This window comes from Salmonella sp. SSDFZ69 (genome assembly GCF_004010755.1).
Classification (GTDB): Bacteria; Pseudomonadota; Gammaproteobacteria; order Enterobacterales; family Enterobacteriaceae; genus Salmonella; species Salmonella enterica.
The window spans coordinates 2,398,734-2,413,575 of sequence record NZ_CP034831.1; the positions used below are offsets into that span (position 1 = coordinate 2,398,734).

Below are 14,842 nucleotides of genomic sequence, written 5' to 3' on the forward strand. Positions count from 1 at the left end.
GTAAGGATACAGTATGACAAGTGACTATAAGGTCAGACTGCGCCCGCTTGAGCGTGAAGATTTACGATTTGTCCACCAGCTTGATAATAATGCCAGCGTTATGCGTTACTGGTTTGAAGAGCCGTATGAGGCTTTTGTCGAACTGTCGGATCTCTACGACAAACACATCCACGACCAAAGCGAACGGCGCTTTGTCGTCGAATGCGATGGTGAAAACGCCGGGCTGGTAGAACTGGTGGAAATTAACCATGTGCATCGGCGGGCGGAATTTCAGATTATTATCTCGCCGGAGTACCAGGGAAAAGGCCTGGCGTCACGCGCGGCCAAACTGGCGATGGATTACGGATTTACCGTACTCAATCTCTATAAATTGTATTTGATCGTCGATAAAGAGAATGAAAAAGCGATTCACATCTACCGTAAACTCGGGTTTAGAGTAGAAGGCGAGCTGATTCATGAGTTCTTCATTAACGGCGAATACCGTAACACCATCCGCATGTGTATCTTCCAGCAGCAGTATCTGGATGAACATAAAACGTCCGGTTCTACGCTCCTGAAACCCACCGCGCAGTAAACGCGGCGCGGTAGTCACGGAGAGTCGCACCGCGCCCGGTTTAGTAGTAATCGATACGATTTTTAATGGTGTAATGGTGGGACACTGCCGGCTTAACGCTCTCATCGACGATAACAAGCCGGCAGTCAACAGGGTTCGCGTACGCATCATATTCGCAGCTCTGTGTGACGTTGCCGACCTGTCGATCATCCACCCGGCTGACTGCCGTATAGTCCAGCTTTTTACGCGGGTCCGCGGAGGGTTTTGCCGTTACAGAGAGCGTATTCTGCGAGTTTATGGTTGTCTTACCTAACGGATAACCTTCGCTATCATAGCGATACTCGACTTTCATCTCTTTGCCCGTCGCCGAGACCACAAAACCGTTGTCGTCCGTCTCCCAGGTCACGCCCGCCGAAGGCAACGCCGCCAGCTGGCACTTCCCCTGTAACTGCACCTTTTTTTCCAGCGTCTGAGCATCCCGGTAATAATTGGCATCCAGCACGAGCGCCAGCCCCGTATTATTCTCCAGATCGTGTAACTCAAGCGTATCAAAACAGCCTTCCTGTGAAAGCGTACCGGTGACCTGCTTCGCCACTTCGCCATGCTCACTCATCAATGTCTGGCTGAAATCCTTTACCGGACCACGTAATGGATCAAAATCAAATTCGTTCGAAAAACTGGCCATTTCCGGCGTAAAAGACTCAAGGGATTTCGGGTTATCACAACCTGCCAGTATCATGCACAATAACGTCAGTAAAAGGGGTTTCTTCACACGTATCACCAGGATGAAAAGATATTTATCATCATATTAGCAAATACAGTTATTTACACGAAAAATGCTAAGCTTAGAACATCGTCATTAATCACAGGAGTTCATGATGAAAATCGCAACTGCAATAGCCGCTCTGGCGTTAGTCAGCGCCCCCTCGCTGGTGATGGCGGCACCGGGATCGTGCGAGAGAGTAAAAAGCGATATTGAACAACGTATCATCAATAACGGCGTGCCGGCGGATAATTTTACGCTCACTATCGTTCCTAACGACCAGGCCGATCAGCCGGACTCACAGGTGGTGGGCCATTGCGCGAACGACACGCATAAAATTCTTTATACCCGCACCAGCAGCGGCAATGCGCCAGCCAATACCTCTCCCGCTCAGGACGGTTCATCCGCCGAACCGCAATAACCTCCTCCTGCCCTCCGGGTCCGGAGGGTAACGCTCTTTGACATGGATTAATAATCCTTACTCCCAAAGGGGTAAACTCATTACATCATTAGCATGTTAATAATTTCGTTATAGTTATCAATATATAGCGAAATAATAACGACAATGGAGTGAGTGATGCCCGGAGAAAAGCAACAAACAGGCGTTAGCCGCAGGACGTTAGTGAAATCAGCGGCGCTTGGCTCACTGGCGCTGGCTGCCGGAGGCGTATCTTTACCGTTTGGGATGCGTACCGCGGCCGCGGCGGTGCAGCAGGCCATGCGCAACGAAGAAGATAAAATCGTCTGGGGCGCCTGTTCGGTCAACTGCGGCAGTCGCTGCGCTCTGCGTCTGCATGTAAAAGATAATGAAGTCTGGTGGGTTGAAACTGATAATACTGGCGACGATGTCTACGGCAATCATCAGGTTCGCGCCTGTCTGCGGGGCCGTTCAATCCGTCGGCGCATTAACCATCCGGATCGCCTTAACTATCCCATGAAACGCGTTGGCCGCCGCGGCGAAGGCAAATTTGAACGCATTAGCTGGCAGGAAGCGCTGGACACCATTAGCGCCAGCCTGAAAAAGACCGTAGAGATCTACGGCAATGAAGCCGTTTATATCCACTATTCATCCGGCATCGTAGGCGGCAACATAACCCGCTCGTCGCCTGCCGCCTCGCCGGTGAAGCGTTTGATGAACTGCTACGGCGGTTCGTTGAATCAATACGGCTCATACAGTACCGCGCAAATTTCTTGCGCCATGCCCTACACCTATGGCTCCAACGACGGCAACAGCACGTCTGATATCGAAAACAGTAAACTGGTGGTCATGTTCGGCAATAATCCGGCTGAAACACGCATGAGCGGCGGCGGCATTACCTGGTTTCTGGAGCAAGCGCGTGAACGCTCAAATGCGCGCATGATCGTGATAGATCCGCGCTATACCGATACCGCTGCCGGACGTGAAGACGAGTGGATACCGATTCGCCCCGGCACCGACGCCGCGCTGGTGGCGGGAATTGCCTGGGTATTGATTAACGAAAATCTCGTTGACCAGCCTTTTCTCGACAACTATTGCATCGGCTACGATGAAAAGACCCTTCCGGCTGACGCGCCCCCCAATGGCCATTATAAGGCTTATATTTTGGGCCAGGGCGAAGACGGTATCGCCAAAACGCCGCAGTGGGCATCGCATATTACCGGCATCCCCGCCGATCGGATTATCAAACTGGCGCGCGAGATAGGCAGCGTCAAGCCGGCCTACATCTGTCAGGGTTGGGGCCCGCAGCGTCAGGCGAACGGCGAACAAACCGCTCGCGCCATCGCCATGTTACCGATTCTGACCGGCAACGTCGGCATTCATGGCGGTAATAGCGGCGCACGCGAATCTACTTACACCATTACCATTGAACGTCTGCCGGTCCTGGAGAATCCCGTTAAAACCGCCATCTCCTGCTTTAGCTGGACGGACGCCATTGCGCGCGGCCCGGAAATGACCGCCCTGCGCGACGGCGTACGCGGCAAAGATAAGCTGGATGTCCCGATCAAATTTCTATGGAACTACGCTGGCAACACCCTGATTAATCAGCATTCGGATATTAATAAAACCCATGAAATTCTTCAGGATGAAGCGAAATGCGAAATGATTGTGGTCATCGACAATTTTATGACCTCTTCCGCGAAGTACGCCGATATTTTACTGCCGGATCTCATGACCGTCGAACAGGAAGATATCATCCCCAATGATTACGCCGGCAATATGGGATATCTGATTTTTATCCAACCGGCGACGACGCCTAAGTTCGAGCGCAAGCCCATCTACTGGGTACTCAGCGAAATCGCCAGACGCCTCGGCGACGATGTGTATCAGCGGTTTACCGAAGGCCGTACACAGGCGCAATGGCTGCAATATCTGTACGCCAAAATGCAGGCAAGAGATCCGGCATTGCCCGCGTATGACGATCTAAAAAAAATGGGCATCTATAAACGTAAAGATCCCAACGGCCATTTTGTCGCCTATAAAAAATTTCGTGAAGATCCGCAGGCCAATCCGTTAAAAACGCCGTCCGGTAAAATCGAAATCTACTCGAGCCAACTCGCTCACATCGCCAGTACCTGGGAGCTGGCGGAAGGCGACGTGATAAGCCCACTGCCGATTTATACCCCTACTTTTGAAGGATGGGACGATCCGAAACGGAGCACCTTCCCGCTACAGCTGTTTGGCTTTCACTATAAATCCCGTACCCATTCAAGCTACGGCAATATTGATGTTCTACAGGCCGCCTGTCGCCAGGAGGTGTGGATAAATCCGCTTGATGCGCAAAAACGCGGTATCGCGAATGGCGATAAGGTTCGCGTCTTTAACGATCGTGGAGAGGTGCGTCTACCCGCCAAGGTCACGCCGCGTATTCTGCCGGGCGTCAGCGCGATGGGTCAGGGCGCATGGCATAATGCGGATATGGCTGGCGATAAAATTGACCACGGCGCCTGCATCAATACGCTCACGACGCTGCGTCCTTCCCCCCTGGCAAAAGGGAATCCTCAACATACAAATCTGGTGGAAATCGAAAAAATCTAAGCCGCCTGCTCCGGGACGTTTTTACGCGCCCGGAGCTCCCCGTTTTGCGAACACAACAACATTTAAAACTCTTTTTTGGATGAGCATAGTGAGCTGTTATGAAAATCACCAACCCTGAGGCATTAATGGCGGCCAGTATCAGCCGACGAAGCCTGGTGAAAACCTCCGCTATCGGTAGCCTTGCGCTTGCCAGTAGCGCTTTCACCCTTCCGTTCTCCCGCATCGCCCACGCCGCAGCAGACCTCGCATCTGGCAATGTGGCAGAAAAAGCGGTCTGGAGTTCATGTACCGTTAACTGCGGCAGCCGCTGCCTGCTGCGCCTGCACGTAAAAGATGACACCGTATATTGGGTTGAGTCGGATACCACGGGCAACGATGAATATGGCAACCATCAGGTACGCGCCTGCCTGCGCGGTCGTTCTATTCGTCGCCGGATGAATCATCCCGATCGCCTGAAATATCCGATGAAACGCGTTGGTAAACGTGGAGAAGGCAAATTCGAACGTATCAGTTGGGATGAAGCGTTGGATACCATCGGCGATAGCCTGAAACGTATCCTCAAGGACTACGGCAACGAAGCGGTACATGTGCTTTACGGTACCGGCGTGGACGGCGGCAATATTACCAATTCTAACGTACCGTATCGCCTGATGAATGCCTGCGGCGGCTATCTCAGCCGTTACGGTAGCTACAGCACCGCCCAAATCAGCGCGGCCATGAGCTATATGTTCGGCGGCAACGACGGCAACAGTCCGGATGATATCGCCAATACAAAACTGGTGGTGATGTTTGGCAATAACCCCGCGGAAACACGTATGAGCGGCGGCGGCGTGACATACTATGTCGAACAGGCGCGCGAACGCTCCAACGCCCGGATGATCGTCATTGACCCGCGTTATAACGACACTGCCGCCGGCCGCGAAGACGAGTGGCTGCCGATTCGCCCGGGTACCGATGGCGCGCTGGCGGCGGCAATCGGCTGGGTGCTGATTACCGAAGATCTTATTGATAAACCGTTTTTGGATAAATACTGCATCGGCTACGACGAAACCACTCTGCCCGCCTCGGCCCCGCGTAACGCGCACTATAAAGCCTATATTTTGGGTCAGGGCGACGACGGTATTGCTAAAACGCCGCAATGGGCCGCGCAGATTACCAGTATTCCGGCGGAAAAAATCATTCAACTGGCGCGGGAAATCGGCTCGGCGAAACCGGCTTACATTTGCCAGGGCTGGGGACCGCAACGCCACTCTAACGGGGAGCAGACCGCACGCGCAATCGCCATGCTGTCTGTACTCACCGGTAACGTCGGCATAAATGGCGGAAATTCCGGCGTGCGCGAAGGCACCTGGGATCTGGGCGTCGAATGGTTTTCTATGCTGGAGAACCCGGTAAAAACCCAGATTTCGGTCTTTACCTGGACCGACGCTATCGATCATGGCGCGGAAATGACCGCCACACGCGACGGCGTGCGGGGAAAAGACAAGCTCGACGTGCCGATCAAATTTTTGTGGTGCTACGCCAGTAATACGCTGATCAATCAGCATGGCGACATCGCCCACACCCACGAGGTGCTTCAGGACGACAGTAAATGTGAAATGATCGTCGGTATCGAGCACTTTATGACCGCGTCGGCAAAATATTGCGACATTCTGCTGCCTGATTTAATGCCGACCGAGCAGGAAGATCTGATTTCCCACGAATCCGCAGGCAATATGGGCTATGTCATTCTTGGTCAGCCCGCCACCTCGCCGAAATTTGAAAGAAAGCCCATTTACTGGACGCTCAGTGAAGTGGCTAAACGGCTTGGTCCGGACGTATACCAGACCTTCACAGAAGGCCGCACGCAGCATGAGTGGGTCAAATACCTGCACGCAAAAACCAAAGCGCGTAACCCGGAAATGCCGGATTACGAAGAGATGAAACAAACAGGGATTTTCAAGAAAAAATGCCCGGAGGAGCACTACGTCGCTTTCCGCGCCTTCCGCGAAGACCCTGCCGCCAACCCACTGAAAACGCCGTCCGGTAAAATCGAAATCTATTCCGAGCGTCTGGCAACCCTCGCCAACACGTGGGAGCTGAAGAAAGATGAGATTATCCATCCTTTACCCGCCTATACGCCAGGCTTTGACGGTTGGGACGATCCGCTTCGTCAGCGCTACCCGCTACAGCTAACCGGCTTCCACTATAAAGCGCGTACCCACTCCAGCTACGGCAATATCGACGTCCTGCAACAGGCGTGTCCGCAGGAGATCTGGATCAACCCGATTGATGCGCAAGCGCGCGGCATTCAGCACGGCGACACCGTGCGGGTCTTTAACCAGAACGGAGAGATGCTCATTCCGGCAAAAGTCACGCCGCGCATATTGCCTGGCGTCACCGCTATCGGCCAGGGCGCCTGGTTAAATGCCGACATGTTTGGCGACAAAGTCGATCGCGGCGGCTCCATTAACATTCTGACGTCGCACCGGCCTTCCCCACTGGCGAAAGGTAATCCGTCACACAGTAATCTTGTTCAGGTTGAAAAGGCGTAAGGAGTAACCGATGACAACCCAGTATGGATTTTTTATTGATTCCAGTCGTTGCACCGGTTGCAAAACCTGCGAACTGGCCTGCAAGGACTACAAAGATCTCACTCCCGACGTCAACTTCCGCCGCATTTATGAGTATGCGGGCGGTGACTGGCAGGAAGATAACGGCGTCTGGCACCAGAACGTCTTTGCCTATTACCTCTCCATTTCATGCAACCACTGCGAAGACCCGGCCTGTACCAAAGTCTGCCCGAGCGGCGCGATGCACAAGCGCGATGACGGTTTTGTGGTGGTGAACGAAGAGGTCTGTATCGGCTGCCGCTACTGCCACATGGCCTGCCCGTACGGCGCGCCGCAGTACAACGCCGCCAAAGGTCATATGACTAAGTGCGACGGCTGTCATGATCGCGTCGCCGACGGCAAGAAACCGATTTGCGTGGAATCCTGCCCGCTGCGGGCGCTGGACTTTGGCCCGATAGACGAACTGCGTAAAAAACACGGAGAGCTGGCTGCCGTCGCGCCGTTGCCGCGCGCGCATTTCACGAAGCCGAATATTGTGATTAAACCCAACGCCAACAGCCGCCCGACCGGGGACACTACCGGTTATCTGGCCAATCCGAAGGAGGTATAAGATGGGAAGTGGATGGCATGAATGGCCGTTGATGATCTTCACGGTCTTTGGTCAGTGCGTGGTCGGCGCGTTAATCGTTAGCGGACTGGGCTGGCTGACGGCAAAAGACGATACCATCGCCCGTCAGCGCATCGTGCGCAGCATGTTTTTTCTGTGGCTAGTGATGGGACTGGGATTCCTCGCGTCGATTATGCATCTCGGCTCGCCGATGCGCGCGTTTAACTCGCTTAACCGCGTAGGCGCTTCCGCACTGAGTAATGAAATCGCCGCAGGATCGGTGTTCTTTGCCGTAGGCGGCATCTGGTGGCTGGTGGCGGTACTCGGTAAAATGCCCCCGGTGCTGGGTAAAGTGTGGCTGCTGGTCAGTATGGCGCTCGGCGTTGCATTCATCTGGGCAATGACGCTCGTTTATCAGATAGATACCGTGCCAACCTGGTATAATGGCTACACCACGCTGGCCTTTTTCCTCACGGCATTCCTGTGCGGCCCGGTGTTTGCGGCGTTACTGCTACGCATCGCGCGCGTCCCATTTTGCAGCGTGACGTTTGCCAGTATTAGCGGCCTGGCATTGGTGGTGTGCGTGACGGTCATCGTACTACAAGGACTGTCTCTCTCAACCATTCACAGTTCCGTGCAACAGGCCAGCCATCTCGCACCGGATTACGGTATGCTACAGGTCTGGCGCATTGTCTTGCTTGCTGCCGGATTAGGCTGCTGGCTATGTCCGCTAATCCGTCGCCGCGAACCGCATACCGTTGGTTTGCTGCTCGGTGTCGTGCTGGTGCTGGCAGGCGAAATTATTGGCCGCGGACTTTTTTATGGCCTGCATATGACTGTAGGTATGGCCGTCGCAGGTTAATTTATGCGTGCGGGGCGACCCGCACCTTTCGGGATTGTTTGAATGACCACTTTTTTACAACGTGATGATTTTGCAGTAACGGCGCGTGTTCTCGGCGCGTTGTTTTATTATTCGCCGGAAAGCCACGAAACCGCTCCTCTGGTTCAGGCGCTATTAACCGACGACTGGCAGGCGCAGTGGCCGCTTGATGCCGAGGCGCTTGCGCCTGTGGCGGCTATGTTTAAGTCCCACAGCGAAGAGTCGTTGCCACAGGCCTGGCAGCGTCTGTTTATCGGCCCTTACGCTCTGCCGTCTCCGCCGTGGGGTTCCGTCTGGCTGGATCGTGAGAGCGTATTATTTGGCGATTCTACGCTGGCGCTACGTCAGTGGATGCGCGAAAACGGAATTCAGTTTGAAATGCAGCAAAACGAGCCAGAAGATCATTTTGGGTCGCTGTTGCTGCTGGCGGCCTGGCTTGCCGAGAATGATCGTCATCATGAATGCGAACAACTCCTGGCCTGGCATCTGTTTCCGTGGTCGTCCCGCTTTCTGGACGTATTTATCGATCATGCCGGGCATCCGTTTTATCAGGCGTTGGGGCAACTGGCGCGTCTGACGCTGACGCAATGGCAAGCTCAACTTATTATTCCCGTCGCTGTAAAACCGTTATTCCGTTAATCCCCACAAAAGGCAGGATTTTACCTGCCTTTTCTCCCATTGCGGCCTATTTTTATCTACAAAAAGTGACAACGTCACACTACACTTCTATTTTTAAGATAATTCTTTATCGTGAATGTTCACGCTAAGCCGCATAAGGGCAAAACATAATTGTTAATAGATGTTTAATAGTGTTAAACATCACGCTTCGCTGGAATCCTTCCCAACCTGTTGCTATAGCTCAAAGCACCCTGCCGGAACATGGCATAACAACACGCGACTCTTAACGTCGCCATAACACATGCAAACAGGGAGACACACCGCAATGCACACCCTCACCCTAAAACGTGTACTTGGGTTCACTATCGTCATTTTGCTGTTACTGGCGCTGTTTATCTGGGGAATCGGTCTGGAGACGCTGAAAGCACGTCAGGTCGATCTGCTGTATCTCGGACAACGGCATTTGATGCTGGTCTTTACGTCCATGTTTTTTGCTTTACTGGTCGGTATCCCGAGTGGGATTTTACTCAGCCGTCCTGCGGCAAAAGGATTTGCTGAATATGTCATGCAAATCTTTAATGTTGGTAATACCTTGCCGCCACTGGCCGTCCTGGCCTTAGCGATGGTGATTATCGGGATCGGCGATACGCCCGCCATTGTCGCGCTATTTCTGGCTTCTCTTCTGCCTATCGTCCGCAATACCTATGCGGGCCTCTGTTCCGTTCCCGCCTCACTGATTGAAGCGGCGAACGGGATTGGGATGACAAAATGGCAGCGGCTTCGTCAGGTAGAGCTACCTAATGCGTGGCCAGTGATGCTGTCCGGTATTCGCATCGCGACCGCCATCAATGTCGGCACCGCGCCGCTGGCCTTTCTGATTGGCGCCAGCAGCTACGGCGAGCTGATTTTCCCGGGAATTTATCTCAACGATTTTCCGACGTTGATCCTCGGCGCAACGGCCACGGCGTTATTCGCGCTGATTCTTGACACTCTGCTTGCCTGGTTTGGGCGACGCCTTAGCCCTCATACCGTCTGAACGCATAAATAACAATAAGGAGCGTTAAATGAGATTCAAAAAACACCTGTTGGGATGGCTTGCCGCAACGCTGTTGTTCAGTAGCCAGACGCAGGCCGCGCCGCTGGTTCTCGCCACCAAAAGCTTTACCGAGCAGCATATTCTTTCCGCAATGACCGTTCAGTATTTGCAGAAGAAAGGCTTTCAGGTTCAGCCGCAAACCAATATCGCCGCGGTGATTTCACGTAATGCGATGGTGAATAAACAAATTGATATTACCTGGGAATACACCGGTACATCGCTGATTATTTTCAACCGTATCGATAAGCGCATGAGTCCACAGGAAACCTACGACACGGTAAAACGCCTGGATGCGAAGCTGGGCCTGGTATGGCTCAAACCGGCTGACATGAACAATACTTACGCGTTCGCGATGCAGCGCAAACGCGCCGAGTCGGAAAATATCACCACCATCTCGCAAATGGTGGCAAAAATCGAACAGGTCCGGCAGAACGATCCTGACCACAACTGGATGCTCGGCCTCGATCTGGAATTTGCCGGGCGCAGCGATGGGATGAAGCCCCTTCAGCAAGCCTACCAAATGCAGCTTGATCGCCCGCAAATACGACAGATGGACCCAGGGCTGGTCTATAACGCCGTTCGGGATGGGCTGGTTGACGCCGGGCTGGTCTATACCACCGACGGACGGGTGAAAGGGTTTGATCTGAAAGTGCTGGAAGATGATAAAGGCTTCTTCCCAAGTTACGCTGTCACGCCCGTGGTGCGTAAAGAGGTGCTGGAAGCCAATCCTGGCCTTGATGACGCCTTAAACACCCTTTCAGGCCTGCTCAATAACGATGTGATATCGACCCTAAACGCCCAGGTCGATATCGAGCATCGCACGCCGCAACAGGTAGCCCATCAATTTTTGCAGGACAAAGGTCTGCTGTAAGGAGCGCCTATGGATACGATACATTATATGCTGGATAACGCAGGCTATCTCGCCAGCCTTACCTTTCAGCATCTCTGGCTGGTCGCGCTGGCCGTCGGTCTGGCGATTATCATCGGCGTACCGTTAGGCGTTTTGATTGTACGCCACAAATGGCTGGCAACGCCGGTATTGGGCGCCGCCACGCTACTTCTTACCATTCCGTCTATCGCGCTGTTTGGATTAATGATCCCGCTCTTTTCGCTGATCGGACATGGTATTGGCGTTCTGCCCGCTGTGACGGCCGTTTTTCTCTACTCTTTACTGCCGATTGTGCGTAATACCCATACTGCGCTTGATAGTTTGCCGCCCGGTCTGCGTGAAGCGGGACGCGGCATCGGTATGACTTTCTGGCAACGGCTGCGCTGGGTCGAAATCCCAATGGCCCTACCGGTTATTTTCGGGGGTATCCGCACCGCGGTAGTGATGAATATCGGCGTGATGGCGATTGCCGCGGTGATCGGCGCCGGCGGTCTGGGACTGCTACTGTTAAACGGCATTAGCGGCAGCGATATTCGCATGTTAATTGCCGGCGCACTGATGATCTGTCTACTGGCGATTGTGCTTGACTGGCTGTTGCATCGTCTGCAAGTCGTACTGACACCGAAGGGGATACGATAATGATAAAACTGGAAAATCTCACCAAACAATTTGTACAGAAAAAGGGGCAGCCGCTAAAAGCCGTCGACAACGTCAACCTGAACGTGCCGGAAGGCGAAATGTGCGTCTTGCTCGGTCCCTCCGGCTGCGGCAAAACCACCACGTTAAAGATGATCAACCGGCTGATCGCGCCCAGCAGCGGTAATATTCTTATCAACGGCGAGAATACCAACGATATGGATACGGTAACGCTACGCCGCAATATTGGGTATGTTATCCAGCAGATCGGCCTGTTTCCTAATATGACGATTGAAGAAAATATTACCGTTGTGCCGCGCATGTTGGGTTGGGACAAAGCACGCTGCAAGCAACGCGCCGAAGAGTTGATGGACATGGTGGCGCTGGATGCCAGAAAATTTCTGCATCGCTATCCAAAGGAGATGTCCGGGGGACAGCAGCAGCGCATTGGCGTGATCCGCGCTCTGGCCGCCGATCCGCCGGTACTGCTGATGGATGAGCCCTTCGGCGCGGTGGACCCCATTAACCGCGAAGTGATCCAGAACCAGTTTCTGGATATGCAGCGTAAGCTAAAAAAGACCGTGATGCTGGTCAGCCATGATATCGACGAAGCGCTAAAACTCGGCGACCGTATCGCCGTGTTCCGTCAGGGGCGAATTGTACAGTGCGCCAGTCCTGATGAACTGCTGGCCAAGCCGGCTAACGAGTTTGTCGGGTCGTTTGTCGGTCAGGACAGAACGTTAAAGCGTTTGCTACTGGTCTCCGCGGGCGATGTTACCGACCAACAGCCAACCATTACCGCGCGGCCTTCCACGCCGTTAAGCGAGGCGTTCGGCATTATGGATGATCACGATATTCGCGCCATTACCGTCATTGACAACGACGGTAAGCCACTGGGATTTGTGAAGCGCCGGGAGGCGCGGAACGCCAGCGGAATCTGCGCCGATATCACCCATCCTTTCCGTATTACGGGCAAAGCGGAAGATAATCTGCGTATTGTGCTGTCCAGATTGTACGAAAGTAATACCAGCTGGATGCCGATCGTTGATGAAGACGGACGCTATAACGGTGAAATCTCTCAGGATTACATCGCCGATTATCTCAGCTCAGGCCGCACGCGTCGGGCGTTAAATATTCACGAAAACAGCTAACGCTGCCGCCGGATGGCCTCTCGCTATCCGGCAATATCATTATTGTACGCAATATTATATCGCACATAGTGCTTTTGCGTCTGACGCCATTTCCCCGCAGAATAGGCTATCCTGAAACTCCCTGTTTACCCGCTCATGCATCGTTTACACGCTTACCCGGATCTGCGCGCGATGTTTCGTCGCCTGCTGATCGCTACGCTCATCGGTATTCTCGCGGCGCTGGCTGTCGCCGCCTTCCGTCATGCGATGCAATTGCTGGAGTGGATTTTCCTGAGTAATGACACCGGCAGTCTGGTGAATGCGGCTGAGGGGCTTTCGCCCTGGCGACGGCTGATTACGCCGGCGCTTGGCGGCCTGGCCGCTGGTCTGTTGCTGTGGGGGTGGCAAAAAATGAACCAACAGCGTCCCCATGCGCCCACTGACTATATGGAAGCATTGCAAACCGACGGGCAATTTGACGTTGGCGCCAGTCTGGTGAAATCGCTGGCCTCGCTGCTGGTCGTGGTCAGCGGCAGCGCAATTGGTCGCGAAGGCGCAATGATCCTCCTCGCCGCGCTGGCGGCATCCAGCTTTGCCCGACGCTTCACGCCGCGTGAGGAATGGAAATTATGGATCGCCAGCGGCGCCGCTGCGGGCATGGCGGGCGCTTACCATGCGCCGCTGGCGGGCAGCCTGTTTATCGCGGAGATCCTGTTCGGTACCTTAATGCTGGCTTCCCTCGGCCCGGTTGTCGTTTCCGCCGTCGTCGCCCTGCTAACCACCCATGTATTAAACGGTAGCGATTCACTACTCTATACCGTACATCTGACCGTTGATCTCCACGCGCGGGAGTACGTCATGATAGTCAGTACCGGTCTGGTCGCCGGTCTGTGCGGCCCATTGCTGATGTGGCTGATGACGGCCAGCCATAATAGTTTCTTACGCTTAAAACTGTCCCCGCCCTGGCAACTGGCGTTGGGCGGGCTTATTGTCGGATTACTGTCGTTACTCACGCCCACGGTATGGGGAAACGGCTATAGCGTCGTACAATCATTTTTGCTCTCCCCGCCGCTATTCTCGCTGATTGGCGGAATTTTTGTGTGCAAAATCCTGGCGGTGCTCGCCAGCAGCGGGTCTGGCGCGCCGGGCGGCGTCTTTACGCCAACATTATTTGTCGGATTATCCATTGGAATGTTTCTGGGTCGGATATGGGGACTCTGGCTGCCAGGCTCGGATGAAATAGCGATTTTATTGGGGCTGGCGGGTATGGCGACGCTACTGGCGGCGACAACCCATGCGCCGATAATGTCCACCCTGATGATTTGTGAAATGACCGGCGAGTATCAGTTACTCCCCGGTCTGCTGATTGCCTGTGTAGTCGCGTCAGTGCTCTCGCGAACGTTACGCCATGATTCTATCTACCGCCAGCACGCTGCCGAGCATTGATAAACGAATATACTGCCCCAGCTCACGCTGCTCGGCGCGCGGCAGGTACGGTAACTCGCCAATCAGCGGCGCTGGCAGTTTTTTCCCAAGCACATCAATAATTTCAGCATAATGCGCCAGGCCAGGATTGATACGATTCGCCACCCAACCAATTAATGGCAGTCCATCGTTAGCGACAGCTTGCGCAGTCAGTAGCGCATGATTAATGCACCCCTCCTGAATCCCTACCACCATCAATACCGGTAACTGTTCCTGTACCACCCATTCGGACAATGGACGTAAATCATTCATCAAACTACGCCAGCCGCCAGTACCCTCCACAACCACGTGGTCCACTTTATCGCTCAGGCTCGCCAGACCGTTGGACAGCAAGGTGTAATTTATAGGACAGCTATGCGCGACGCTGCTTTCTTCTTCGCTTAACGCGATTGGATTAATCGCCTCATACGGCAACTCCAGCGAAGAGACGCTTTGCAATACCAGCGCGTCTTTGTTGCGCATCCCTTCTGCAGTCTCTTTGCTCCCTTTAGCGACAGGTTTATACCCTGCAACGCTCTTACCACCCGACGCTAACGCTTGTAGTAATGCGCGGGAAACCACCGTCTTCCCAACAGAAGTGTCTGTACCTGTAATAAAGAAACGCTTCAGCATCACTA

14 protein-coding genes are annotated in these 14,842 nt (G+C 53.8%); 12 read left to right on the forward strand and 2 right to left on the reverse strand.

Annotated features, from left to right (window positions below):
- The first annotated feature begins 13 nt into the window (after positions 1-13).
- Positions 14-574 (forward strand): spermidine N1-acetyltransferase, encoded by a 561-nt coding sequence (gene speG / locus EOS98_RS11930; protein ID WP_000199997.1) that lies wholly within the window; start codon positions 14-16, stop codon positions 572-574.
- 40 nt (positions 575-614) lie between these two features.
- On the opposite strand, the gene EOS98_RS11935 is transcribed toward speG, so the two are convergent.
- Positions 615-1,325 carry a YnfC family lipoprotein gene (locus EOS98_RS11935; protein WP_001618776.1) on the reverse strand — a complete coding sequence of 237 codons (711 nt, stop codon included), beginning with the start codon at positions 1,323-1,325 and terminating at the stop codon, positions 615-617.
- Positions 1,326-1,428: 103 nt separating this feature from the next.
- On the opposite strand from EOS98_RS11935, the gene EOS98_RS11940 reads away from it, so the two are divergent.
- From EOS98_RS11940 to clcB, 11 genes are all read left to right on the forward strand, one after another.
- Complete coding sequence (locus tag EOS98_RS11940; protein WP_000975516.1) at positions 1,429-1,737, forward strand: DUF1161 domain-containing protein; 309 nt, start codon at positions 1,429-1,431, stop codon at positions 1,735-1,737.
- 156 nt (positions 1,738-1,893) lie between these two features.
- A complete protein-coding gene (gene ynfE / locus EOS98_RS11945) occupies positions 1,894-4,332 on the forward strand; it encodes a selenate/tellurate reductase subunit YnfE (RefSeq protein ID WP_126524097.1) in 2,439 nt (812 codons plus the stop codon).
- Positions 4,333-4,430: 98 nt separating this feature from the next.
- Positions 4,431-6,866 carry a selenate/tellurate reductase subunit YnfF gene (ynfF, locus tag EOS98_RS11950; RefSeq protein WP_126524096.1) on the forward strand — a complete coding sequence of 812 codons (2,436 nt, stop codon included), beginning with the start codon at positions 4,431-4,433 and terminating at the stop codon, positions 6,864-6,866.
- A gap of 10 nt (positions 6,867-6,876) precedes the next feature.
- Positions 6,877-7,494, forward strand: a complete 618-nt coding sequence (gene dmsB / locus EOS98_RS11955; RefSeq protein ID WP_126524095.1) for a dimethylsulfoxide reductase iron-sulfur subunit DmsB — start codon at positions 6,877-6,879, stop codon at positions 7,492-7,494.
- A gap of 1 nt (position 7,495) precedes the next feature.
- On the forward strand, positions 7,496-8,353 hold the full coding sequence (locus EOS98_RS11960; RefSeq protein WP_000534704.1) for a dimethyl sulfoxide reductase anchor subunit family protein: 858 nt from the start codon (positions 7,496-7,498) through the stop codon (positions 8,351-8,353).
- A 42-nt stretch (positions 8,354-8,395) separates the two neighbouring features.
- On the forward strand, positions 8,396-9,010 hold the full coding sequence (gene dmsD / locus EOS98_RS11965) for a Tat proofreading chaperone DmsD (RefSeq protein ID WP_126524094.1): 615 nt from the start codon (positions 8,396-8,398) through the stop codon (positions 9,008-9,010).
- Between the two features lie 304 nt (positions 9,011-9,314).
- Positions 9,315-10,025, forward strand: a complete 711-nt coding sequence (osmY, locus tag EOS98_RS11970; RefSeq protein WP_000557304.1) for an osmoprotectant ABC transporter permease OsmY — start codon at positions 9,315-9,317, stop codon at positions 10,023-10,025.
- Positions 10,026-10,053: 28 nt separating this feature from the next.
- Positions 10,054-10,956 (forward strand): osmoprotectant ABC transporter substrate-binding protein OsmX, encoded by a 903-nt coding sequence (osmX, locus tag EOS98_RS11975; protein ID WP_001211193.1) that lies wholly within the window; start codon positions 10,054-10,056, stop codon positions 10,954-10,956.
- A 9-nt stretch (positions 10,957-10,965) separates the two neighbouring features.
- Positions 10,966-11,613 (forward strand): osmoprotectant ABC transporter permease OsmW, encoded by a 648-nt coding sequence (osmW, locus tag EOS98_RS11980; protein ID WP_000379677.1) that lies wholly within the window; start codon positions 10,966-10,968, stop codon positions 11,611-11,613.
- Positions 11,613-12,761: an osmoprotectant ABC transporter ATP-binding protein OsmV gene (osmV, locus tag EOS98_RS11985; protein WP_000593092.1), complete on the forward strand. Its 1,149-nt coding sequence runs from the start codon at positions 11,613-11,615 to the stop codon at positions 12,759-12,761. The genes osmW and osmV overlap by 1 nt, the downstream gene beginning before the upstream one ends.
- A 135-nt stretch (positions 12,762-12,896) precedes the next feature.
- Positions 12,897-14,186 (forward strand): voltage-gated ClC-type chloride channel ClcB, encoded by a 1,290-nt coding sequence (gene clcB, locus EOS98_RS11990; RefSeq protein WP_126524093.1) that lies wholly within the window; start codon positions 12,897-12,899, stop codon positions 14,184-14,186.
- Here clcB and bioD read toward each other — a convergent pair.
- Positions 14,142-14,837, reverse strand: a complete 696-nt coding sequence (gene bioD / locus EOS98_RS11995) for a dethiobiotin synthase (RefSeq protein ID WP_000919206.1) — start codon at positions 14,835-14,837, stop codon at positions 14,142-14,144. The genes clcB and bioD overlap by 45 nt on opposite strands.
- Positions 14,838-14,842: the final 5 nt, after the last annotated feature.

Bases quoted from the DNA above. Each gene is read 5' to 3' on its own strand.
- EOS98_RS11960 (WP_000534704.1), top strand. From the start codon at position 7,496: ATGGGAAGTGGATGGCATGAATGGCCGTTGATGATCTTCACGGTCTTT.
- dmsD (WP_126524094.1), top strand. From the start codon at position 8,396: ATGACCACTTTTTTACAACGTGATGATTTTGCAGTAACGGCGCGTGTT.
- clcB (WP_126524093.1), top strand. From the start codon at position 12,897: ATGCATCGTTTACACGCTTACCCGGATCTGCGCGCGATGTTTCGTCGC.
- osmY (WP_000557304.1), top strand. From the start codon at position 9,315: ATGCACACCCTCACCCTAAAACGTGTACTTGGGTTCACTATCGTCATT.
- bioD (WP_000919206.1), bottom strand. From the start codon at position 14,837: ATGCTGAAGCGTTTCTTTATTACAGGTACAGACACTTCTGTTGGGAAG.
- EOS98_RS11940 (WP_000975516.1), top strand. From the start codon at position 1,429: ATGATGAAAATCGCAACTGCAATAGCCGCTCTGGCGTTAGTCAGCGCC.
- speG (WP_000199997.1), top strand. From the start codon at position 14: ATGACAAGTGACTATAAGGTCAGACTGCGCCCGCTTGAGCGTGAAGAT.
- ynfF (WP_126524096.1), top strand. From the start codon at position 4,431: ATGAAAATCACCAACCCTGAGGCATTAATGGCGGCCAGTATCAGCCGA.
- osmV (WP_000593092.1), top strand. From the start codon at position 11,613: ATGATAAAACTGGAAAATCTCACCAAACAATTTGTACAGAAAAAGGGG.
- osmW (WP_000379677.1), top strand. From the start codon at position 10,966: ATGGATACGATACATTATATGCTGGATAACGCAGGCTATCTCGCCAGC.
- osmX (WP_001211193.1), top strand. From the start codon at position 10,054: ATGAGATTCAAAAAACACCTGTTGGGATGGCTTGCCGCAACGCTGTTG.
- ynfE (WP_126524097.1), top strand. From the start codon at position 1,894: ATGCCCGGAGAAAAGCAACAAACAGGCGTTAGCCGCAGGACGTTAGTG.
- dmsB (WP_126524095.1), top strand. From the start codon at position 6,877: ATGACAACCCAGTATGGATTTTTTATTGATTCCAGTCGTTGCACCGGT.